Below are 22,480 nucleotides of genomic sequence, written 5' to 3'. Positions count from 1 at the left end.
ATGCCTCGTGACTCCGGCACCGCGTCAGCCATCAGGGGGTGTCGCTGTCCCCGCATCCATCTCGCACCACGACGTCGTGGGCACCGCCTTCGCGAATGCTGATCGCCGAGGCGACGGTCAGGCGCGCGCGCGCCTGCAGTTCACCGACTGACAACGCGCCGCAGTTGCACAAGGTCGACCGCAGCTTGGCAAGGGTCGCATCGAGATTGTCCTTCAGCTTGCCCGCATAAGGGACGTAGCTGTCGACCCCCTCTTCGAAGATCATCCGTTTCGACGGGCCTTCACCGGCACCATGGTCGTATCGCTCCCAGTTTCGCGCCCGGTTGCTGCCCTCGCCCCAGTATTCCTTCATCATCTGGTTGTTGACTTGCACCTTGCTGCCGGGTGCTTCGTCGAACCGCGCGAAATAGCGGCCGAGCATCACGAAATCGGCACCCATCGCAAGCGCCACGGTGACATGATAATCCTGGCTGATGCCGCCGTCCGAGCACAACGGCACGTAGACGCCCGTTTCGCGGAAATAGGCAAGGCGCGCTTCCGCCACGTCGAGCACCGCGGAGGCCTGGCCTCGGCCGATACCCTTCTGCTCGCGCGTGATGCAGATCGAACCGCCACCGATACCCACTTTGACGAAGTCAGCGCCGGCGTCGACCAGGTAGCGGAAGCCCTCCTGATCCACGACGTTGCCCGCCCCGACGTAAGCGCGGCCCGGATAAGTCTCGTTGATCCAGGCGATGGCATCGGCCTGCCATTCGGAATAGCCGTCGGACGAATCGAGGCAGAAGATGTCCGCGCCGGCCGCCAGAAGCGCCGGCACGCGCGTGCGATAGTCGCGGGTATTGAGCGCGGCACCGACGATCAGCCGCTTGTCGGCATCGACGTTCTCGAGCGGATGGTCGCGATGCGTGTCGTGATCCTTGCGAAACACGAGATGGAGAAGCCGACCTTGACCATCGAGGATCGGGAGGCAGTTGACCTTGTGACTCCAGATGAGATCGTTCGCCTCCGACAAGTCGATCCCGGCATGCCCGCAGTAGACCGCTTCGACTGGCGTCATCAGACGGGAAACGGGCGTTTCGGGAGACGTCTTGCTCAGCCGGTAGTCGCGACTGGTCAGGATGCCGACGAAGCGACCGTTCGCTCCTCCATCGTCAGTGACGGCTATCGTCGAATGACCTGTGTTTCGCGTGAGGGCCACGGCGTCGGCCAAAGTGGCGTTCGGCGCGAGGTTGGAATCGCTGACGACGAAACCGGCCTTGTAGTTCTTCACCCGCGCCACCATCGCCGCCTGGGCCTCGATCGACTGCCCGCCGTAGATGAAGGACAGCCCCCCGGCTCGCGCCAGGGCAATGGCCAGGCGATCGTCCGACACCGATTGCATCAGCGCGCTGGTGAAAGGCACGTTGATGGTCAGCGGCGACGCGGCGACGTCGCGCAGGGCCTCGTCCAGTGGCGTGAAGTAGCGGACCAGCGGAACCCGCAGGTCGACGTTGCCCGGTACGCACTGCCGCGTCGTAAGGTTGGGAATGAGAAGGTACTCGCCGAAAGTCCTGCTCGGCTCGGGGTAGATGGTGGGCACTGGATTATCCTGGCATTATTCGAATTGGGTGAGGGATCGATCAGACTTTCTGGCTGATCGCGATCGCCGTGCGGCAACCGAGCCGGATGGCGCGATAGAGGAACTGATACCCCGGCGCGTCCTGCGCCCCGCCGGCGACGGCATCCGAGCGTCTCGACGACGCCAGCCACGTTCGCCCCGGTCCCGCGCTCATGATCGCAGCATGTTTGCGAAGGCCATTCCTTCGCGATCGGGATTGGCGATGAAAGCGACGAAGATATCCCTGTCCCCTGCCCCCAGGATCAAGCCGAAACGATCCAGAGGACCGATTTCGGTCCGATCCTGTCGGCGATCGCGCCGTTCAGTAGTCGCTATCATGGTCGACATGCTCGATTGCCCCCTTCTTCCAGTAGCCCGATGCATGGAGCGTGGTCTTGTCGAACCCGAGCGCGCGATATCCGGTTCGCAGGGTTCGCGCCGCAGCGCACTCGCAGCCGATCCAGATTTGCGCGGATTCCGGCCCAACGATGAGACGGCGGACATAGTCGACCAGCGGCGCGCCAGGCTCCCCGTCCGCGTTCACGATCCAGTGCCACCGCACGGGCGCCGCGGAATGGATCTCCTGCTTCGCAGCCCGATCGGCAATCTCGATCACCACCATCGCCCATGCCGTGGCAGGCAGGTCCTCGACGATCGCCGATATTGCGGGAAGCGCGGTCTCATCGCCGAACAGGAACAGCTGCCGGCCGGGTCGATAGCGGAAATCGCTGCGTGGACCGGCCAGCCGGACGATGGCACCCGGCTTGGCGTCCGTGAGCCAGCGGCCCGCCGGACCATGCCCGTGGCGAACGAAATCGACGACCAGTTCGCGGGTTTCGGGGGACCATCGGCGGATGGTGAAGGCACGGCCTTCATCGCTTTCACCGAAGAAGAGCTTGATCCATTGTCCGGGACGGTCGCTGTCGAAATCCGCAAGGTCCGCGCCGGACAAAGTGACTCGACGCATTCGCGGCGTCACATCCTCGATGCGCGTGATCGCTGTGTTGTACATGCGATAGACCGGGCGCTGGTGCATGATACTCCTTTCCTGGGACGCATCGATGCGTCGCCACGTCAGGAGTATTGATAATCATTCGCAGGTAGGATTGCATGGCGGTATCGTGCCATCAAATAACGCCATTGCGCCAAAAAAGGGGTCTTGCTTAAGCGGCGGGGCTTTCCTGGAAATAGGTGCCGGGCGTCTTCCCGAACATCGCCCGAAACGCCGCGATGAAACTCGAAGGGTTGTCGAAGCCGACGTGGAAGCTGGTCGAAGCCACGCTTTCCCCTGCCGCCAAATACTCGATCGCCGTCATCAGCCGATGTCGGGTGCGCCACATCCCGAAACTCATGCCGGTTTCCGTGGCGAACAGCCGCTCCGCGGTTCGCATGCTGGTACCTACAAGCGGTGCCAGAACGGCCAGCGGGCGTCGATCCGTCACGTCCTCTCGCACGAGTTGCGCGAGGCGGACGGCACGCGGATCGACCGGCTCGGGCAGATCCACCGGCGCTTTCGCCATGGCGGCGAGCTGATCGACCAGAACACCGGTCAACCGGGCCTCCTCGGAATCGGGCGGATAATCCCAGGCGATCGCCATGCTTGCCGCGATGAGTTCCCTCAGCAGGGGCGAAACGTTGACCACCGTACAACCGCGCCAGGTCGGCAATCCACGCATCGAGGGCTTGAAGAACACGTTATGAAGCACGACGGGGCGGCGCACCACAAGCCCGTGCTGCGTACCCGCGGCGATCCAAAGCGCGCTTCCCGCAGGGAGAATCCACCTGCCGGCGGGCGTGGTGACGTTGATCATGCCGCGCACCGCATACATAAGCTGGGTGCGATCATCGTGGACATGCGTGTCCATCGTGCCCGGCAGGTGGTTGGTCACCATGCCGACAAGCGGGGCCCGAACCTCGGCCAGAGGGGTTTGGCGAGTTTGCGACATTGTCTGTCTTTATAGGCCTAACAGTGCGAGCGCGTCTCGCTCTAATTCGCATTCATGACATCTCACAGCAGACTTCCAACCGAGCCGCGCCCGCAACAGCGCTTCACTATCGCAGCGCTTGAAGAAGCCTGCGCCCGCCGGGGGGCACGCATGACGCCGCCACGAAGGCTGGTGGCCAGAGTCCTCCAGGAGTCGCTCGATCACCCGGACGTGGTAGAGATTTACCGCCGTGCCCAGGCTATCGACCCTCGCATCAGCACTGCGACCGTCTATCGGTCCGTCAAGTTGTTCGAGGACTTGAAACTCGTCATCCGCCACCGTTTCGGCGACGGGCCGGCGCGCTATGAACTCGCACCGCCTCATCCGCACGACCATCTGATCGATGTCGAGACGGGCCAGGTGATCGAATTTCGCGATCCACGCATCGATGCGATCCAGAGCCGGCTTGCCAGAGAGCTGGGCTATGACATTGTCTCCTATAAGCTCGAAATCTTCGCGACTCCGGCACGTAGGCGTGTTGGCAGAAGGCAGATCAGCAGGTGACGTCGTCGCTATTGGCAACCGAGAACACGCGCGCGATGGGTAAGAATTCTCCCGCTGTTTCGGTGAGCGCATTACCGATGGCGACCCGCGCAATCCCCTCGTCCGGGGAAATGCTGCCGGTCATCGGATGCGGCACGTACCGGGGCTTCGACGTACCGATCTCCGGACTGGAAACGCTGGGCAACGTAGTGGCCACCCTGATCGATGGTGATGCCGGTATGCTCGACACGTCGCCGATGTATGACAAGGCCGAAGCCAACCTCGGCCGTGTCCTGTTCGACTTACAGGCCCGCCCCCGGACGTTCATAGCCACGAAAGTCTGGACACGCGGACGCCGCGCCGGGATCGCGCAGATGGAGCAATCGCTCCAGCTTCTGCGAACCGACCACGTCGATCTGATGCAAGTCCATAACCTCGTGGATGCCGCTGTCCATCTCGACACGCTTGCGGGGTGGAAGGCCGACGGCCGGACGCGCTATGTCGGCGTCACGCATTACCACAATGGCGCTTATCGCGAACTCGAGGACGTGATGCGCCGGCACCGGCTCGACTTCGTGCAGCTCAATTATTCCCTGGCCGATCGAGTCGCGGAGGAGCGCATCCTCCCGCTTGCGAAGGACAGGGGCATAGCCGTCATCATCAACATGCCCTTCGGCGGGGGTCGGTTCCTGAAGATGATCGGCGAAGAGCCGCTGCCTCCCTTCGCAAGCGACATCGGCTGCGCGACATGGTCGCAAGTCCTGCTCAAGTTCGCGATTGGCCACGAAGCCGTGACCTGCGCCATCCCCGGCACCGGCAATCCGGCGCATATGGCGGCGAACCTTGTCGCCGGTAGGGGCGATCTCGTCGAGGATCGTCGGCATATCCTCGATTGGTGGGACGGGCGTTAGGCGGCGACGCGCCGAGGTGCGAGCGACGAGAACGCGTCCGGCCACTCGTTCATCGGGGGACGGTGAAATAGTGGCCAAGGAATATCAAGCAAGGACGAGTGATGGACAGCATCGAAGGCAAAGTCGCGCTGGTGACGGGCGCATCGCGCGGGATCGGACGGGAAATCGCGCTGGCGCTGGCCGATGCCGGCGCCGATGTCGCCGTCGGCTATCGCAGCGGCGCCGAAGAGGCTGCAGCCGTGGTCAGCGAAATCGAGGCGCGAGGCCGTAAAGCCATCGCCATCCCGGCCGATCTCTCCGACCCGGAGCAGGCCGCCGGCCTGGTGACTGCGGCCACAAAGGCGCTGGGGACGGTTGCGATCCTGGTCAACAATGCCGGGATCAACCCGTCAAAGCCACTCGATCAGGTCACGCCGGCCGACTGGGATGAGACGATCAGGGTCAATCTCAGTTCGGTATTCTACGTCACCCAGGCCGTGCTGCCGGGGATGCGGGAACGTGGCTGGGGCCGCCTCATCATGCTGTCATCGGTCGCGGCCCAGACCGGCGGCGTCATCGGGCCGCATTATTCCGCGAGCAAGGCCGGCATCCTCGGCCTGGTTCACAGCTATGCCAGCCTGCTGGCGAAGGAAGGCGTGACCTGCAACGCGATCGCCCCGGCCCTGATCGAAACCGACATGCTCAAGGGGAATGACCGTATAAAGCCCGAGCTGATCCCGCTGGGCCGGTTCGGGCAACCCGACGAAGTGTCGTCGATCGCGCTGCTGCTGGCGCAGAACGGCTACATCACCGGCCAGACCATCAACGCCAACGGCGGTTGGTACATGAACTAGACGTTCCCGACAAAACAAGGATACGAAAATGGAATATCGGCGACTTGGCGCCTCGGGGCTGCGCGTCCCTGCCCTCAGCTTCGGCACCGCGACGTTCGGCGGTAGCGGCGACTTCTTCAAGGCTTGGGGCTCGACCGACGCCGGCGGCGCGGCGCGCCTCATCGACATCTGTCTCGATCACGGCGTGTCGATGTTCGACAGCGCCGACGGCTATTCGGACGGCCTGGCGGAGCGGATCCTGGGCGAGGCCATCAAGGGCAAGCGCGATCGCGTCCTCATCTCGACGAAAGTGACTTTCCCGACCGGCGAGGGACCCAACGACTACGGCTCGTCGCGCCATCACCTCATCGCCGCCGTCGAAGCCTCGCTCAAGCGGCTGGGCGTCGATCACGTCGACCTGCTGCAGCTGCACGGGCAGGACTACAACACGCCGGTCGAAGAGACTTTGTCGACCCTCGACCAGCTCGTGCGCGAGGGCAAGATCCGCTACATCGGCGCGTCGAACTTCTCGGGCTGGCACTTGATGAAATCGCAGGCCGTCGCCGACCGCTATGGCTATGCCCGGCACGTTGCGCACCAGGTCTACTATTCGCTGCTGAACCGCGACTACGAATGGGAGCTGATGCCGCTGGGGCGCGACCAGGGCATCGGCGCGACAATCTGGAGCCCGCTGGGTTGGGGGAAGCTGACCGGCAAGATCCGCCGTGGTCAACCCGCGCAGCCCGGCACCCGCGCTCACGACATCGCCGGGACCGGCCCGCATTTCGAGGAAGAGCGGCTGTTTGCGATCGTCGATGCCCTCGATGTGGTGGCCGAGGAAACCGGCAAGACCATCCCGCAGATCGCGCTCAACTGGCTGCTGCGCCGTCCGACCGTGGCCAATGTCATCGTCGGCGCACGAAACGAGGAACAGCTCGTTTCCAACATCGGTGCCGTCGGATGGGCGCTTACGCCCGAACAGGTCGCTCGCCTCGACAAAGCCAGCGAGGCGCCGGCTTCCTATCCCGTCTGGCACCAGCGCGGCTTCCCTATGCTCAACGAGCACGGTGCAATGGGGGCCTGACCACGAAGCGCTTTCGGCAATATAGCCAGGAATGCGCAGAGATCCGGCACGATGGCCGTACCGTCTGATGACAGTACGGCCATCGTCAGCGAACGGTCGCCTCGTACCCGGCTTCGGCGAACATGCGGTAAAGCCGGGTGTAGTAGTCGGGGAGATCGTTGAGGTGGGCGATCGCGATCTTGGCGGTGACGTCGAGGTCGTCGTTGGTCACGTTGGTCGCGGGATTCTCGATCCCGTGCTCCAGTTCCACGCCAAGACCGAGGCGGAACTGCTCGACGTCGTACCGGCTCCAGTCCACCGCCAGACGGTCACCAATCGCGATGGCTTCCTCGCGCGTAAAAATGTGTTCGGCCATGGGTTCTCTCCTGCTGTGCCGGGCAAGTGGCCCGCGAGATCGGACCATACCATCGCACAGCGCGGCGATGTAGCGATACCACGCCGATCTATATGGCATTTCCGCCATCCCGCCAGATTTCTCTCGGTACGTATTCTCTTCAGATGTTCAGTATGCGCGAATGAAGAGCGCGATCGTCAAGACCATCCCGATGCACATGACCACGATGCGCAAGGCCCGCTCCGGCACGCGTCGCAGCATCCAGCTACCAGCGACACCGCCCGCCACCGCGCCTGCCGCCAGCAGCAGCGCCGGAACCCAGACGAGGCCGGGCGAGAACAGGAAGACGATCAGCGAACTGGTGTTTATCACGGCCGCCAGCGCATTCTTGTTCGCGGATGCGGCACGGGCCGTCAGCCCCACCAGGCTGAGCGATGCGACCATGAGAAAGCCAAGCCCTCCCCCGAAGTAGCCACCATACACGGAGATCGTGCCCTGGAGCACGATCGCGACCCACCGCGCGACCGGTTGACGCGGGGTCTTGGTTTGCGCGCGGCCGAAAGCCGACCAGCCGAACATGGCCGTTGCGAACAGCACCAGCCAGGGCAACAAGCCCTCGAACGTTGCTCCCGGCGTCAGCAGCAGCAATGCCGAGCCCAGCGCGCCACCGATCAGGCCGATGACGGCCATAGCCCGGAACGACAGGGTGGACGTCCCCGCGACCATCGACCGCCCCGAAACCCCGGTGGCGACTTGTCCGGGATAAAGCGCCACCGACGACGTGATATTGGCGGACCGGGCGTCCAGACCTGCCAGCATCAAGGCCGGAATGGTGATGAACGAGCCGCCGCCAGCCAGGGCATTCTGGGCTCCCGCCCACAATCCGGCACCGAGCAGCGGTGCAATATGGGCGGGATCCAGGGGACCCTCCTCTCTCTCAAGTCGAACTTGTCTCCCGCGATGCTGCGAACAGCACCGCAGGTGGCGGCGCTTGAAAACCTACTTCGCCATGAATAGAGGAATCGCGATGGTGGACCAGATACGCTTGTCGCTCCCGCCGTAATTGCGCTGGTAGACGTCGGCGGTAGCACGAAGCTGCACCGAGATTCCGCTCTTGAAATCGTAGCCGAGCAAAGGCCCTACCGCGACCTGCCGCTGCTTGGCGTAGCCGTCGAACGGGCGATTGAGATCGGTCGAGCCGAACGCGACCGCGCCATATTCCACCGGGCCGGCATGGCGTGAATACGTAACGTCCAGGTTCATGTAGTCGGGGGCGGTCTTGACCTTGCCTTCGAGCGGCCGGCCGTAGTTGAAATTGGCGGTGAAATGCGTGCCGTTCTTGAGATAGGTCGCGCCAAACCGCGTGTCGAGCGTGGTGAAGTGCTTGGCGAGCTTCCCGTCCTGCTCGATGAACGCGCCTACGCGGGCGCCCGCGCCCCACCCTCCGCCCAGTTGCCAGGTCGCCTGGACACCGCCGTAAGTATTGTAGAAGCCCGAGGTGCGCGGGCCGTTCTTGACCTTCACGTCGAGGTAGATCGGCGAGAACACCGGCGCGATGCGGGCCCCGGCGATCTTCAGCGGCGACTGGTAGAAGAAGAAGGGCGTCAGCGCGGAAAGCGTGACGTCAGGATCCCCATCACGCACACCGGTTTCCGGGATCATGGCCAGGTACAATCCTTCGGGCAGATCCGCATAGACAGGAAACCCGAGCGTGAATCCGGGCTGGTTGACCGAATCCGCGTGGGCCGTTCCGAGCGAAGCCAGCATTGCAGCGGTCACGGCCGCAGCTTTCCATCGCATTCCAGGCATAGTTTCTCTCCCATTGATGGCGCTGTTGTCAGCGCGCGTGTTTCCAGGACCTGCGGGTCGCTCCCGCAGGCCAAGGCCATTGTTTCGACGTGTGGATGGCCGGCAGCGGCGCTGCCGGCCGGATCTTCAGCTCGCCAGTGCGAGGCGGCTCACCGCCGGAACGCCAGGCTCGCGGTGGAACACGCCGTCCTTCATCACCGACATGATGCGCGTGCGATCCTGGAGGATGGTGATGTCGGCCAACGGATCGCCGTCGACGAGGATGAGGTCGGCGAGGAAACCGTCCCTCACCTGGCCCAGCTCGTGACCCATCTTCATGACTTCGCCGCCCAGCGCCGTTGCCGAGATGATCGCTTCCATCGGCGTGAAGCCGAACAGATCCACGAAGTATTCCAGGTCCTTGGCGTACGTGCCATGCGGGGTCCAGGCGAAGCCGTAGTCGCCGCCGGGCACCAGCCGCACGCCGGCCGCCTTCATCTTCTTGACGCCCGCGATGCACGCCTCGAGCTCGCGCGGATAATCCATCGCGAGTGCGACTTCGGGGGTCACGCCCCAGTCGGAGGCATTGTAGCAAGTCTGGTAGAGCCAGGCGACGCCGGGCCCGACGAAGTGCTTGTCGCGCGCGGCTGCCAACAACTCGATCGTCTCGTCGCTGACGAAGCTGGCGTGATAGATCATGTCGATGCCGTACTTGAGGCACTGCAAAACGCTCTCGTTCGAGCGGGCATGCGCGCAGATGCGCGTGCCCGGCTTGCGGCGGGCCTCGGTCACGGCCTCGTAGACCTCGTCGTCGGCCATGGGCGTGCGCTCCGCTTCCATGCCGGTGATGTTCTCGCCCGACAGGTTCAGCTTGATGTTGTCGACGCCCTCCTTGAGGAACTTGCGGACCGCACGCCGCATTTCCATCGGGCCGTTGATGACCTCGACGAAGGTATAGGCCGCGACATGGCTGGGATTGAGGTCGCCGAGGCCCCCGATGGTGGCGATCTCAGTGCTGGCCGCGTAATAGCGCGGTCCGGGGATCTTTCCGGCGTTGATGTAGTTGCGGATCACGACATCGAGACGCGGCTTGGCAGCGGCCGCCCCCATGCACATGGTATAGCCCATGTCGAGATACGTGGCCGCCGAGCGAGCCGCTTCTAGGATATGCTCCTCGACCGGCAGCATGCCGATCGCATCGAGCGTGGGTTGGTCGATCCAGCTGAAATGCGTGTGTGCATCGCACAGGCCGGACATCAGCGTCATGCCATGCCCTTCGATGACACGATGGTTTTCGCCGGTGATGACGTTGAGATTGCGCTCGACCTTGGCAATGCGATTGCCGTCGATCAGCACGTCGCCAGCGTAAGGCTTCTCTCCGGTGCTATCGAGCACCCGGACATTCTTGAACAGCGTGGTAGCCACTGCATCTTCTCCTTGGGCGCTGAATTTCCGATCTTTTCCGTCGGAGTATTCGCTGCGCGTTATCCGCTTGTAGGGCGGGGTTTGATGAAAGTCGCCAGATGCCCCTGGAGCGCCGGCGGCCAGTCTTCTTCAGGGACGTCGCCCGTGGGCGACGCCGCGTAGAGTTCTGCGAGGCGTATCAGGTCTGCGGCGTCCTCGGCCGTGACTCGATTGATCCTCATCTTGACCTTGGCGGAGGCGCCAAGCGCGATATTTCCCGGCTGCTTGCATCCGGAGAGACACGGCACCCGCCTGAAGGACAAACGCCCTCCAGCGGCCATTTCCTGCGACGCGCGTTCCAGCGCGTCGGCCAGCCGATCGCCTATGCCCCCCTGGACAGGGGCATAGCGATCGCAGGTGGTGCAAACCTTCAGCCATGCCGGTGGCGGGACAAAGGAGGCCACCGGCTCGCATCACAGCTGCTGGGAAAAGAGGAAGTTGACGATGGCATCGCTCACCTCCCCTGCGCGTTCGAACGTCGTCCAGTGTCCCGTGCGTCCCAGGATGACCAGGTCCGCATCGGGAAATTTCGCCGTAAGCGCCGTGGAGGCGGGTGCCGGCGAGGTATTATCTTCGTCACCCGTGACCAACAGCACCGGGACTTCGATCCGCGCAACATCGGCTGCTTGAGCGCCCGCAAGCGCCTCGCAGTGCCGCGCATAGCCTTCGGCATCCTGGCGCATGATGATCTCGCGCACGAAAGCCGCGACCTCGGGCCGGGCCGCGCGGGTTTCGAGCGACGTACCACCAGTGACGATCGCGTCGGCGATAGACGCCATGCCATCGGCCCGGACTTTGGCGGCCCGGTCCCTGATCGCCGCGCGACCTGGGTCGCCGGGAGCGTGGACCGGACCGATCAACGACAGGCTTGCGACCCGGTCGGGGACCTTGAGGGCGAGATGCTGGGCGACCACGGTACCCATCGAGTGGGCGACGACATGGACCGGGCCCGAAAGCGCGAGCGTGTCCATGACGCCGATCGTCGCATCGACCAGCGCTTCGATGGTGTTCTCGCCCGACGAGGGCGAAAGCCCGGCGCCGGGAAGATCGAACCGGTGGCAGGCGAAGAACCGGGAGAGAACCCCCACCTGCGGGGCGAACACGTTGCTCGTTCCTCCAAGGCCATGGATGAACAGGATCGGCTCGCCCGCGCCGGTGCTTTCGATGAAAATGCCAGCCATCGCTCAGACCAGCACGTTCGATAGACGACCAAGACCGGAGATCTCGATTGCTACTTCGTCGCCGCGAGCCAGGTACTTGGGTGGCTCGAAGCCGATGCCGACGCCGGCAGGCGTGCCGGTGGCGATGACGTCGCCCGGCTGCAGGGTAAGCCCGGCCGAAAGCGTCTCGATGAGCGTGGGCACGTCGAAGATCAGGTCAGCGGTGTTGGCATCCTGGCGCAGCTCGCCGTTGACCCAGCACTTGAGGTCGAGGTTCGTCACGTCCACTTCATCCGCACTGACAAGCCACGGGCCCATCGGGCAGAAAGTGTCGAGCGACTTGCCGATGAACCACTGCTTGTGCTTCGACTGCAGGTCACGTGCGGTCATGTCATTGATGATGGTGTAGCCGAACACGTGATCCAGCGCGTCGGCCTTGGAAATACCGCGCCCAGCCTTGCCTATGACGACGCCCAGTTCCGCTTCGTAGTCGATGCTGTCCGACAGGCCGGTGGGATAGCGCATGTCGTCGCCAGTGCCGATCACCGTCTCGGGAGCCTTGGTGAAGATGATGGGCGCGGCCGGGATCGCCTCGCTCATGTCCTTGGCCGAGCTGTCGAAACCGCTCTTGGTGAACTCGTGGGCATGCGCGAAGTAGTTCTTGCCGACGCACATGATGTTGCGCAGCGGCAGGATCGGCGCGTTGATCTTGACCCCGGCAAGGCTGCGTGCGCCGCCGTTGGGCTTGAGCTGAGCCTTCACCTCGTCATAGGCGCGGATCAGGTCGACCATGGTTGCAATGGGTCGCCCCACCAATTCCTCAAGCGGCCAGTAGTGGTCCGCATCGGGCGAAATGGCAGCGACGATCTCCTGTCCTTCGACAGTGAGGGTTGCGAACTTCATGCACTCTCTCCTAAACCAATAATGAGCCAATCAGCTTGACCTCGTGAACCAATATGCTCGCGATTCGGATATTTCGTCAAGTGGTTTAGGAATGGTATCTTGATTTAATGGCGGAACTGCCGTATTGGATCACGAATGGATCACGTCTTACCTGTCGCACCTAGCCATGTGAGAGCCCGCGCCGCTGAGGCGGTGTCGCAGATCGTGGGCCGCATCGAGAGCCGTATCGCCGACGGTACATGGCAGGCGGGTTTCCGGCTTCCGACCGAACGCGAACTTGAGGAAGAGTTCGGCGTTGCGCGCAATACCTTGCGCAAAGGCCTCAAGGCGCTTGAGGACCAGGGCAAGATCGTGCGCCACATCGGCCGGGGATCCTTCGTCGCCGATGTCCAGACGCGACCCGTCTCCGACGCGCAGGCTTTGCTCGACCGGGTGATCGGCGCCAGCCCTGCCGAAGTCATGGAAGTGCGACTCGTGCTTGAGCCATGGGCCGCCTCGCTATCCGCAACCAGGGCATCGTCGGCGGACATAGCGCTGATGCGTGAATGCCTCGACCGCGCGGAGGCCGCGCCGAACGTTCCCGAATTCGAGATCTGGGACGGAAAGCTGCACGAAGTGATCATCGCCTCGGCGAAGAACGAACTGCTGTCCGGATTGTACGAAGCGATCAACATGGCTCGCCATCAGCCCGAATGGATGAAACTGAAGGAGCGCACGGTCACTCCTGACCGGCGCGAGACCTACCAGCATCAGCACCGGGGCATCGTGGAAGCGCTGGGCGAACGCGACGCAGCCAAAGCTGCCGATCTGATCAAAGCGCATCTGCTAGCCGTGCGTTTGTCACTCGTCGGATATTGAGGCGTTCGCGGCAAATGCGAAAGTAAGACCGTAATACTTCGAGAGGCGACGATCGCCTTTGTCATCAGGCAAAATGATCTGCCCCCACTGAGTGGCCCAGAGACTATGACTAACACTCCAATCGGTACAATCGGTGGGGGCAGATCAAGAACCATGGCGCTCACCACGCCCTGTCTCGGCCGAATGCACCTAGTTGGAAGCGACAGGCCTTCGCGGCGGAGTGGCATGGGCGAACCTCAGCCAGCCGATGACTGCCCCAAAGGACACCGCCGCAGAGCCGATTGTGTAAAGCGTGACGAACCGCCAGTTCCCGCCATTCATGCGGAGAAGGAGCGTCGCGGCCATCGGCGCCGTACCGCTAACCAGCGCCGCGCCGATCTGGTATCCGAGCGTTATCCCGGTGAAGCGAATCCGGGGAGTAAACATGTCCGACATCATTGTCCCGATGCCGTTGGAAAAGTCGCTTTTTGGTCGATACGGTTGTTGCTGATTGAAGCGGACCAGCGCAGATGCCGGACCTCATGTCATCGCCGGCTGCCCGGCGAGGCTGATCTTGGCGAGCTTGCGCAGGTTCTGGGCGGCGGCAGCGAGGTGGAATTCATCCCGGGCACCGTTTGGTCCGCGTAATCGCAGCCGGTCGAGCCGCATAATCCGCTTCAGGTGAGCAAACAGCATCTCGACCTTCTTGCGCTCGCGGCGCGAGGCGATCCATTCGTCTTCTTGCGACAGGGTCCGAGCCAGATCGCGTGCGCCTTCGTGGATCGACCGGGTCACCTTGCGAGACGGCAGGATGGGCGTGCATCGCGGCTTGAGAGCGCAACCGCTGCAGTCCTGCTGCCGGGCTCGGTAGCGGATGAAGCCGTCCTTGTCGGCCTCTGGTCGTGGCGAGGCAAAGTTGCGGTTGCGTGGACGCAGGCGCTTGCCGGCCGGGCAGGTGTAGCTGTCATCCTCGTGATCGAACGTGAAGTCGCTGCGCTCGAACGCACCATCGCTCCTGGCAGACTTGCCGAAGACGGGCACGTGCGGCTCGATGCCACGCTCGTGCACGAGCCAGGCGAGCATGCCGGCAGAGCCGTAGCCGGTGTCGCCGATCAGCTTGCGCGGCCATAGGCCATGGTGGTCTGCCGCCCGCTCGATCATCCGCTTGGCGGCGGTAACCTCCGCCTGGCGCACCGCCGTACTCGCCTCGACATCCACGATCACCGCGTTGTCGACGTCGATCAGGTAGTTGGTGGAGTAGCAGAAATCGGCGCGCCCGCCGTGCGCCGCAGTATAGCGGGCCGCTGGATCGACAGGCGAGACGCGCTTGGGCTCGACCGGAGTTGCCCCGCCGAAGACTGCATCATCGAGAACGGCGAGGTACTCCTCAACGGCCCGCCTTGGCTGATCGGCGGGTAGGCCCTGCGTGCCCTCGACATAGATTTGCCGATTGGCTTCGGCCCGGATCAAGCTGGCATCGACAGCGAAGCCGTCGCCTCCGACCAGTCCTTCTTCGATGCAGCGCCGCACGGTGGCTTCGAACAGCTGGCGGAACAGATCACTCTCGCGAAACCGGCCATGGCGGTTCTTCGAGAAGGTCGAGTGATCCGGCACGTCGCCCTCGAGATCCAGGCGGCAGAACCAGCGGTAAGCCAGATTGAGATGTACCTCCTCGCACAGCCGGCGCTCCGACCTGATGCCGAAGCAGTACCCCACGATCAGCATCCGCAGCATCAGCTCAGGATCGATCGAGGGGCGACCGATCGCGCTGTAGAAACCCTGCAGGTGCTCACGCATGGCCGACAAGTCCACGAACCGGTCGATCGCCCGAAGCAGATGATCGGCAGGGACGTACCGATCCAGGCTGAAGTCGTAGAACAAGGTCTCCTGCGCGACTCGGCGCTCGCCCATCATCGCTTGGCATCCTTCAGCATCCAGATGCTGAATCAGACGCTCACCGCGAGCGCAAGACCAACTTTTTCAACAGCATCGGGCGTATCCGGAACTTCGCTGATCGGCAATTTTGGGTGGAGGCTGTGTGAAAACGCGTTGTCTGTTTTTGAAGTAGCAGGCGCGTGGTGGCTCCTTCGGCTCAGCCTTTCATCGCCGCGATCATCCTCGGGGCGCCGAGCATGTTGATCGCGCGCTTCATGTTATAGGCGAGGACGTGGAGGCTCATTTCAGTTCCGACCTTCTCCAGGGTCCGGGTCTTGAAGTGGCTTCTTCCCATCCAGTCCTTGATTGTGCCGAACACGTGTTCGACGGTTCGTCGTCGGACGCGCATGGCGTCGGGCATGCGCTCGAGCCTTGCCTGCATCGTCTCGATCACGTGTTCGTGCTCCCACCGCTTGATCCGCCGTTCCTTGCCGGTCGTGCATTGCGGCTTGATCGTGCAAACGCCGCAATGACTGGACCAGTAGGCATGGAGCCGCAGGCCATGTTCGACTGTGGTAAAGCGGCGGGGGAGCGTTTCTCCCGCAGGGCAGCGATAGCTGTCTGTGGCCTGCTCGTAGCGGAAGTCCTGCTTGCCGAACCGTCCGTCAGCCTTGGCTCCGGAGGTAAGCGGCCTGGGACAGATCGCGGTAATGCCTTCTTCCTCGCAGGCCAGCACCTCGACGCCTGAGAAGTAGCCGCGGTCGGCAAGTACGGTCAGTTCGTTCGATCCGATCGCCGCGCGTGCCTTGCGGCCCATGTTCGCCAGTTGCGAGCGGTCATGACCGACATTTGTCACCTCATGCGCCACGATCATGTGACTGTCGGCATCGACCGCCGCCTGGAGGTTGTAGCCGACCAGCCCCGTTCCCTTCCCGGCACTTGCCATCGCCCGTGCATCCGGGTCGGTCAGCGAGATCTGACGGTCAGGTGCGTCCGCCACCACACGCTCCATCTCCTGAAGCTCGCGCATCTGGCGACGTAGCGCCTCGAGCCGTTCGCCAAGTCGCTTGGTGCGGACCTGCGCCACCACGTCCTCCTGCCGGTCAGCAGTGTCGAGCAGGCCGAGATAACGCTCGATGCTCGCCTCGATCTGCTCCATCCGCCGTCGGATTGCTCCAGGGGTGAAGTTCCTGTCGCGCGTGTTCACCGCCTTGAACCGGCTGCCGTCCACCGCCACGGTGCCGCCAGCGATCAGCCCCAGCTCGCGGCACAACACCACGAACCGGTGGCAACTCGCCCGGATCGCCTCGCCGCTGTTGCGGCGGAAGTCTGCGATTGTCTTGAAGTCGGGCGCCAGCTTGCCTGTCAGCCACATCAGCTCCAGATTGCGTCCAGCCTCGCGTTCAAGCCGGCGGCTCGACTGCACCTGGTTGAGATAGCCATAGAGGTAGAGCTTGAGCATCGTTGCCGGATGGTACCCCGGACGGCCTGTCGCCGCCGCATCGCCAAAGCCTAGCGCTGACAAGTCCAGCTCGTCGACGAACACGTCGATCACCCGAACCTGGCTGTCCTCGGCAACGTAATCGTCAATGCAGTCCGGCAGAAGCTGAACCTCCCGCCGATCACAACCCTCGATGAAACGCCCCATCTCACGCCTTCCCAAACAGGCATAAAACATAGCAGATCACCGCGTTTTCACACAGCCTCGGTGGGAAGCGGACGTTTACCGCTTAGTGGCGACGGTGCCCCAGCCATCGTATCTCACCGCAAACTGCGCTTCGAGACTCAGCGCCGCTTTCGTCAGCATTAGTATCGCCGCCCTGTCCGTTGTCTGATCTCGCTGCACGTCGAGAGCTTCTTGGCCACCATCGAGGGGTACCCGCTGAAGGATACGCCATCCCAAAGCGCCTACCGCGTTCTGCAACCTACCAATTTCCGCAGCGCCGCCCACGAAGCGAACGTCCACAGGACGGGAGATGCTGGGCACATCACCATTTTCATGAAGAGAACGCAGCACATCGGCGTCGGCTGCCTCTTCTGCCTCGATGCGAACCGCGTCAATCGGTACAGATCGCACGGTCATGATCTCAGCAAGCATGAGGAAAAGCATCGAGTTCATGCTGCTTGATTACAGGTCGATGGAATGACTGCAATGGGGCGTGTCCGGAAAGACCGCTCCCGGCGCGATAGATCTCAATCATGGCCATTCATGGCGTTTTTCGGCTGAGCGAGCAGTAGGCCGAGGCCGCGAGCCCGCGCAATGACGCGCCGAACGCCTTCAGGTGACCAGGTCATCCCTCCTCGCGGCGTCGGTTCCCGTAAATCCTTGCTCAGCCACGCGGCGATCTCGGCCAGGGTCGCTTCCGGATCGGTTTTGACCCTGTCGGCAACGAGAAGCGCCACCCGGCTGTCTGGCGAAAGCCGCGGAGCGGGTTGCAGGATTTCAGGACTGGCATAGCCGGCCTCGACCAACGTTCGGCATGCCTTCACGAGCGTGCGTTCGGTAAATGTCCGGACCGGCGGCCTGACTGCCCGAACATGGCGCAGCACTAATGCCCAAGGCAATGCGGGCCGCAGTCTCTGGACGAGAGGGAGCCAGCGAGACCGTCCGTCGATCAGCTCATGGAGATGACGCGCCTTCAAAGTGTGCCGCAGGTCGTCAATGGCTCCGGGATCCCGAGCACGCATCTTGGGGTTTCCGGGTTTGGCGCCCCTTGCCACCGCCGCCTTAAGGCCGGCGCGCGTGCGCTCTCGGATCAGCGCGCGCTCGAACTCTGCAAAAGCGCCCAGCATCTGCGTCATCAGCATCCCCTGGGGGCTGCCCGTATCGATCGGATCGTTGATCGAGCGAAAATAGGCGCCCTTGGCCCGCAGCGTGTCCACGATCTCGAGCAAATGCGAAAGCGAGCGTGCGAGCCGGTCGATGCGGACGACCACCAACGTATCCCCCTGCCCCACGGCGGCGAGCGCTCGAACCAAGCTCGGCCGGCTCCGGCTTCCACCGCTAGCCCGGTCCTCCAGGATCGTCACGCAGCCTGCCCGCCGCAGCTCATCCAGCTGCGCCGCCGTGTCCTGTTCATCGGTGGATACGCGGGCGTAGCCAATCAAAGTCATTTTTCACAATCCATATAACGGGAGCAACCGTTCGGTTGCCCCCGTATGATAAGTGCTTTGGCGGCCGATGACCATCGCCCCAGAGCGGATCGGGCCTCTAACACCCATCCATTTGAGCCAGGCATTCAGACGTTCAGAAAGGCCCCTGCCCCGTCCCGTCGCAGCCTGCGGATACGGTTAGGTAGGGTCGCTGAAAACGCCGGAACTCTGCGGCGAAGGGTGCAAGTGTCCGACGGTATTCTTCCCGGAATCCGGCCGTATTCTTCCAGAGCAGCTGCCCAAAAATCAGCGGTGACGGAGAGTCCGGTCGTATCCTGAAACCGACAGCCGGTTTGGAGCTACCTAACCCGTGCGATATGGTTCTGCAATAAGTGCAATTATCACATGTCCGTATTAATAGCGTCCAAGACGATGTATATCGATATGGGTTTAGCTTATCATCACGGGGAAAAGCGCAGATTACCGCCCTTTTTTGGCATGTCGAGGGTACAGCATGGGGCCAGCATGCACGATGCGTCAGCTGACATCGGGACGATAGCCCGCATCGCGATATGCTAGCACCGATGCCCAAAGACGCGGAATGCCATCACCGGTGGATGCGGCCAGCCTCCGACTGACTTATCGCCGAATGTATAAGCGCGGGGAGCGCGCAGTGCTGTAACGGATCGCGAAAGTTGCCCGATGATTTGCGCGCGCACACGCCTTCCGACACGACGCCATCCCTGTCCGCACAAAAGACCCTCCTCTCTTCGAAGGAGAACATCGCTCCCACGCGGTCAGCCGCGAGGTCCTCCCGGTTCGTGTTCGCCCTGTCGGCAGGATAGACCCTCGCGGAACGCTAGCCCCTTCGCTATTCGCACTCCACGCGGCGCAATACCTGGGTCATCGCTCGGAGATGGCCAAGGTCGCTGTGATATCCCAGCAAGCGGCGAGATCAATACCACATTCATGCGGGCGAATGGCACGTCGCAATGGAGGTGTCAGGTCATCGTCAGTTCCGGCGTCTTCAAAGGGCATCCATGTGGAGTTCTCGGTTGCCGAACGCTACGGGGTTCGATCATGCCATCAAGTCAGACCTGGGAAGGCCAGGGTGGCTCCACTGGTCCCACATTCGCAACTTTGGGATTTCCCCGGCCAAATCCAGTTATCAGCGTGCTTGAGGCTGCGTGTCCGGGTTCGAGCGCCATTTCAACCCATTTTTGGCGAACTCACCATTCCCCTGAGAAGCCCGCTGGGGCGCTTTAGAGCGGATAGATGACCTCGGATGCATAACGCACCCCTGATGCGCTCAGCGCAGCTCCTGGGGCAAAATAGCGCTATTTCCCGATTTGTTCCGCCGAACCTATCTTCCTCTAAGTCGATGCCTCAGTCCTTTCGATTGCGTTGCGTTTCCGCAGGCGAGGTGGAACCTACCTCCATAGATTGCCAAGCGCTTTGGCGCCCTCCCCAAAGGGAGGAGCGAGCCAATATCAAGGCGGAGCCGTTCGCACTTTACACCGCAACTCAGTTTGCAGAAAAAACGTTCAGGAAGATCGCCTTCCGGTCAGGGTCGCTGGTGCGCTCGATAAGCTTCCAAATTCAACTGGTGTCTGACGAGAGCGCAAGGCCACATCGACAGACCTCCAGCGGCTGTCGTGCGTTTCGGTCTGGCATTCGTCGATAATCGGGAGCTCATCGCGGGGGCGCGGCAGTTGTTTGCTTTCTGGCAATTGCCAACACCGCATCCCATTTGGCCCCCTTGAAATCCTGTGCAGAAACCATGCTAAACGCTACGCAATTGCCATGTCGTCGGTCCGCGCAGTTGGATTAGGGGACCGAGGATCCTCTTCCCATATCTCGCGGCAGTCCCGCTGCTGCATCCAGATCTGCCGGCTCGGGTACCTCGATGTCCCCGCGGGCATGATGCGTTCGAACCCTTTGCCCCTTGATGGCACGCAAAAAACACTCTCCACATATGATCCGCTCCTGGCTCGCGAGGTTGAGCAAGAGGAGCAAATTCATCGAAGTCCTCACACGCGGCAACATCGAGCATCAGGTCTCCGGAACCGTACGGGTAAGAAAATCGCAGGCTCGAGATCAGTGGACGTCCTGCGGCGTTCTACCCCGCACCCCAGTCATTGGCAGCACCTCACCCCGGCTCGGCTATAAGCGGATCGAATTTCGGTTATTCATGCGGCGACGGATGTCGCGTTTGACGACTGCCTAGTGAGCTCGGGCGGCCGAGGTTGGGGCCCGGTTCAGAATATTCTCATGCTTGCCGGCCGGAAACGAGATCTTTCGGATGACGTGGATGTTTGTGATCTCGGGGACTTACAAGAGTGCGGCCGGATACGCACTCATGCAGGGCTTTCTGGGCCACGTTGTCGGGAAAATTCCAGTGCGGGCACAACTGCTTTCTCGAGGAGCGGTCGCAGATCGTCGCATCCAGGCCCCGTCGTCGTGGAGGAGGGTCGGTACGGCTTCGGCCCTCCACGAGAACGGATATCACGCCGAGGAGATCCGTTGCCGCCTGGCCCCTCCCCTGCCCTTTCGCGACTGTCGAGAGAGAAGATCGGATTGCGCAATTGGAGGAACAACATTTGCCTCATCGTGCCGCCGACCAGTCCGAAGTTTACACTAGCTACCGTGAGCGCCCTGACCGACGATGCCTCCATTGTAGAGGTTGGCGGCTCAGGTGCTGAGATTTGACAGCCCAGGCGATATTTTCCTGTTACCAGATCCAGTCCATTTTTCCGGAAAGGATAGTGCCGCAGGCACCGTTAGTTCCTTTAGAGATAGGGATAGAAGGTTAGCGCAGCCGTGAGATGCCAGCGACTCGTGATTTTATAGTGAGTCGCGAGAATGCCTCTGTTCCTGAAATACCGTCGAATCGTTCCTGAAGTACCCGTTGCCTGTTCCCAATCACCCGTGATTCGGTTCCTGATGTACCGAGCACGCGTTCCCGAAGTACCGCGATTCCGCACGTGGCATAGGTTTTCTCCCGTTCCCGTTGTACCGTGTTGTGACGCCCGGGGATCGGCGCTCACACCCTCGTAAAATATCTTTTACGAGGTAAAGTCCGCTGCGCTGAGCGGCACATTTTCGGCATTCTTCCGGCCTTTGGCAGCTAAATTTGCTCCTTTTCTCCATCATTTGGAGCGCCGGCTTACGACGTGGATTGAGAGGCTGAACGCAAAGGTCCAATGCGTCTCGGTATTTCAGGAACGCAAGCCAGAGGCTCGCGAACAGGCACTGCTCCAGTAGTGTGACTACGAGCATGTTTTCGCCTCCAAATCGGCTCTGGAGCAGGGAGGCGCGGTCTTTTTCAGGCAAACGATCGGTACTTTGGGAACCGGACCGGATGCACCCGACGCATATTGAACGGTCCGGACCGCAAATTGAACGTGAGAACAGGAACCACCGCGGTACTTCAGGAACGGCCCGGTGTCGGCTTCATGGATCATGATGCAGCTTTTCCGGTCCAAGAATGCTGGCGCCTATTTCAGCGACCCACGCAATGAAATTCCACCCGAAGTAACCTTGCGGATGTGCTGGCATTTACCGTTGCCAAACACGAGGCGGAGCTTGACTGCTGCCCTGCCCTGCCCTGCCCTGCCCTGCCCTGCCCTGCCCTGCCCTGCCCTGCCCTGCCCTGCCCTGCCCTGCCCGCCGGCTTAGAACTCGCGCGCCAACTCAACGCTTTCCAAAAGATTCCTTCCTGCATCTGCGCGCATCGCCCATGCCGACCCATGGCTCTTCGATCGTTCGTTTCAGGTCACGTCGTCCGTGGGCACAGCCCACGCGCCCCGTTGTGGACTTCTGTTGCTTGACCGACCCAGCGTCATGGCATTCTGCGGGCGAGGGCGAGGGCGAGGGCGAGGGCGAGGGCGAGGGCGAGGGCGAGGGCGAGGGCGAGGGCGAGGGCGAGGGCGAGGGCGAGGGCGAGGGCGAGGGCGAGGGCGAGGGCGAGGGCGAGGGCGAGGGCGAGGGAGGGGGAGAGGGGGAGGGCTGATGCGGTCTTCGGTATATCGGGAACGGTGTGAGTTTGACCGATTGGCTCGCTAGAATGCTCAGTTCTGAAGGGCCTGTTTCTCGCAACATGAGGTGGGGCGCAGTGGTCCGCTAGGGTACGTCGAGGTGGCACTCCATCTGGG

Annotated in this window: 21 protein-coding genes; 6 read left to right on the top strand and 15 right to left on the bottom strand. The window is 62.4% G+C overall.

The features are described 5' to 3' along the window. Positions 1-31: 31 nt before the first annotated feature. The 4 genes from ACFFDA_RS09340 to ACFFDA_RS09325 form a co-directional block, all read right to left on the bottom strand. Positions 32-1,579: an IMP dehydrogenase gene (locus ACFFDA_RS09340; protein WP_404478413.1), complete on the bottom strand. Its 1,548-nt coding sequence runs from the start codon at positions 1,577-1,579 to the stop codon at positions 32-34. A gap of 40 nt (positions 1,580-1,619) precedes the next feature. Further along, positions 1,620-1,772 (bottom strand): hypothetical protein, encoded by a 153-nt coding sequence (locus ACFFDA_RS09335; RefSeq protein WP_404478412.1) that lies wholly within the window; start codon positions 1,770-1,772, stop codon positions 1,620-1,622. Positions 1,773-1,919: 147 nt separating this feature from the next. Next, positions 1,920-2,633, bottom strand: a complete 714-nt coding sequence (locus ACFFDA_RS09330; RefSeq protein ID WP_404478411.1) for a siderophore-interacting protein — start codon at positions 2,631-2,633, stop codon at positions 1,920-1,922. 127 nt (positions 2,634-2,760) lie between these two features. Beyond that, positions 2,761-3,489: an AraC family transcriptional regulator gene (locus ACFFDA_RS09325; RefSeq protein WP_404478410.1), complete on the bottom strand. Its 729-nt coding sequence runs from the start codon at positions 3,487-3,489 to the stop codon at positions 2,761-2,763. 204 nt (positions 3,490-3,693) lie between these two features. Between ACFFDA_RS09325 and ACFFDA_RS09320 the strand changes: the two genes are divergently transcribed. From ACFFDA_RS09320 to ACFFDA_RS09305, 4 genes are all read left to right on the top strand, one after another. Beyond that, a complete protein-coding gene (locus tag ACFFDA_RS09320) occupies positions 3,694-4,086 on the top strand; it encodes a Fur family transcriptional regulator (protein WP_404478409.1) in 393 nt (130 codons plus the stop codon). Between the two features lie 77 nt (positions 4,087-4,163). After that, on the top strand, positions 4,164-4,976 hold the full coding sequence (locus tag ACFFDA_RS09315) for an aldo/keto reductase (protein WP_404478408.1): 813 nt from the start codon (positions 4,164-4,166) through the stop codon (positions 4,974-4,976). 101 nt (positions 4,977-5,077) lie between these two features. Next, entirely contained in the window at positions 5,078-5,809 is a 732-nt protein-coding gene (locus ACFFDA_RS09310; protein WP_404478407.1) for a 3-oxoacyl-ACP reductase family protein, read from the top strand. Between the two features lie 28 nt (positions 5,810-5,837). Next, entirely contained in the window at positions 5,838-6,872 is a 1,035-nt protein-coding gene (locus tag ACFFDA_RS09305) for an aldo/keto reductase (protein ID WP_404478406.1), read from the top strand. Positions 6,873-6,957: 85 nt separating this feature from the next. On the opposite strand, the gene ACFFDA_RS09300 is transcribed toward ACFFDA_RS09305, so the two are convergent. From ACFFDA_RS09300 to ACFFDA_RS09270, 7 genes are all read right to left on the bottom strand, one after another. Continuing rightward, on the bottom strand, positions 6,958-7,227 hold the full coding sequence (locus ACFFDA_RS09300) for a DUF5661 family protein (RefSeq protein ID WP_404478405.1): 270 nt from the start codon (positions 7,225-7,227) through the stop codon (positions 6,958-6,960). A gap of 147 nt (positions 7,228-7,374) precedes the next feature. Beyond that, entirely contained in the window at positions 7,375-8,112 is a 738-nt protein-coding gene (locus tag ACFFDA_RS09295; RefSeq protein ID WP_404478776.1) for a sulfite exporter TauE/SafE family protein, read from the bottom strand. A gap of 93 nt (positions 8,113-8,205) precedes the next feature. Beyond that, positions 8,206-8,985, bottom strand: coding sequence for a transporter (locus ACFFDA_RS09290; protein WP_404478404.1), 780 nt, complete (start codon positions 8,983-8,985; stop codon positions 8,206-8,208). A 156-nt stretch (positions 8,986-9,141) separates the two neighbouring features. After that, on the bottom strand, positions 9,142-10,419 hold the full coding sequence (locus ACFFDA_RS09285; protein WP_404478403.1) for an amidohydrolase family protein: 1,278 nt from the start codon (positions 10,417-10,419) through the stop codon (positions 9,142-9,144). Positions 10,420-10,478: 59 nt separating this feature from the next. After that, the gene (locus ACFFDA_RS09280) at positions 10,479-10,862 is read right to left on the bottom strand and encodes a DUF1636 family protein (protein ID WP_404478402.1); all 384 of its coding nucleotides are present in this window, start codon (positions 10,860-10,862) and stop codon (positions 10,479-10,481) included. A 9-nt stretch (positions 10,863-10,871) separates the two neighbouring features. Next, positions 10,872-11,639, bottom strand: a complete 768-nt coding sequence (locus ACFFDA_RS09275; RefSeq protein WP_404478401.1) for an alpha/beta fold hydrolase — start codon at positions 11,637-11,639, stop codon at positions 10,872-10,874. A gap of 3 nt (positions 11,640-11,642) precedes the next feature. Further along, a complete protein-coding gene (locus ACFFDA_RS09270) occupies positions 11,643-12,521 on the bottom strand; it encodes a fumarylacetoacetate hydrolase family protein (protein WP_404478400.1) in 879 nt (292 codons plus the stop codon). A 204-nt stretch (positions 12,522-12,725) separates the two neighbouring features. On the opposite strand from ACFFDA_RS09270, the gene ACFFDA_RS09265 reads away from it, so the two are divergent. Further along, the gene (locus ACFFDA_RS09265; protein ID WP_404478399.1) at positions 12,726-13,379 is read left to right on the top strand and encodes a FadR/GntR family transcriptional regulator; all 654 of its coding nucleotides are present in this window, start codon (positions 12,726-12,728) and stop codon (positions 13,377-13,379) included. 519 nt (positions 13,380-13,898) lie between these two features. Here the strand turns inward: ACFFDA_RS09265 and ACFFDA_RS09260 are convergent. From ACFFDA_RS09260 to ACFFDA_RS09245, 4 genes are all read right to left on the bottom strand, one after another. Then, positions 13,899-15,272: a transposase gene (locus ACFFDA_RS09260; protein WP_404478398.1), complete on the bottom strand. Its 1,374-nt coding sequence runs from the start codon at positions 15,270-15,272 to the stop codon at positions 13,899-13,901. A 178-nt stretch (positions 15,273-15,450) separates the two neighbouring features. Beyond that, positions 15,451-16,881, bottom strand: a complete 1,431-nt coding sequence (locus tag ACFFDA_RS09255; protein WP_404477461.1) for an IS1182 family transposase — start codon at positions 16,879-16,881, stop codon at positions 15,451-15,453. Positions 16,882-16,956: 75 nt separating this feature from the next. Beyond that, positions 16,957-17,352 (bottom strand): ribonuclease E inhibitor RraB, encoded by a 396-nt coding sequence (locus ACFFDA_RS09250; RefSeq protein WP_404478397.1) that lies wholly within the window; start codon positions 17,350-17,352, stop codon positions 16,957-16,959. Between the two features lie 74 nt (positions 17,353-17,426). Continuing rightward, positions 17,427-18,347, bottom strand: coding sequence for a recombinase family protein (locus ACFFDA_RS09245; protein ID WP_404478396.1), 921 nt, complete (start codon positions 18,345-18,347; stop codon positions 17,427-17,429). Between the two features lie 3,805 nt (positions 18,348-22,152). On the opposite strand from ACFFDA_RS09245, the gene ACFFDA_RS09240 reads away from it, so the two are divergent. After that, positions 22,153-22,338 carry a hypothetical protein gene (locus tag ACFFDA_RS09240; RefSeq protein ID WP_404478395.1) on the top strand — a complete coding sequence of 62 codons (186 nt, stop codon included), beginning with the start codon at positions 22,153-22,155 and terminating at the stop codon, positions 22,336-22,338. The last annotated feature ends 142 nt before the right edge of the window (positions 22,339-22,480 follow it).

Source organism: Novosphingobium sp. BL-52-GroH (assembly GCF_044813085.1).
GTDB lineage: Bacteria > Pseudomonadota > Alphaproteobacteria > Sphingomonadales > Sphingomonadaceae > Novosphingobium.
Note: the sequence above shows the minus strand (reverse complement) of the source record. Positions and strands in the feature narration are given on the sequence as shown.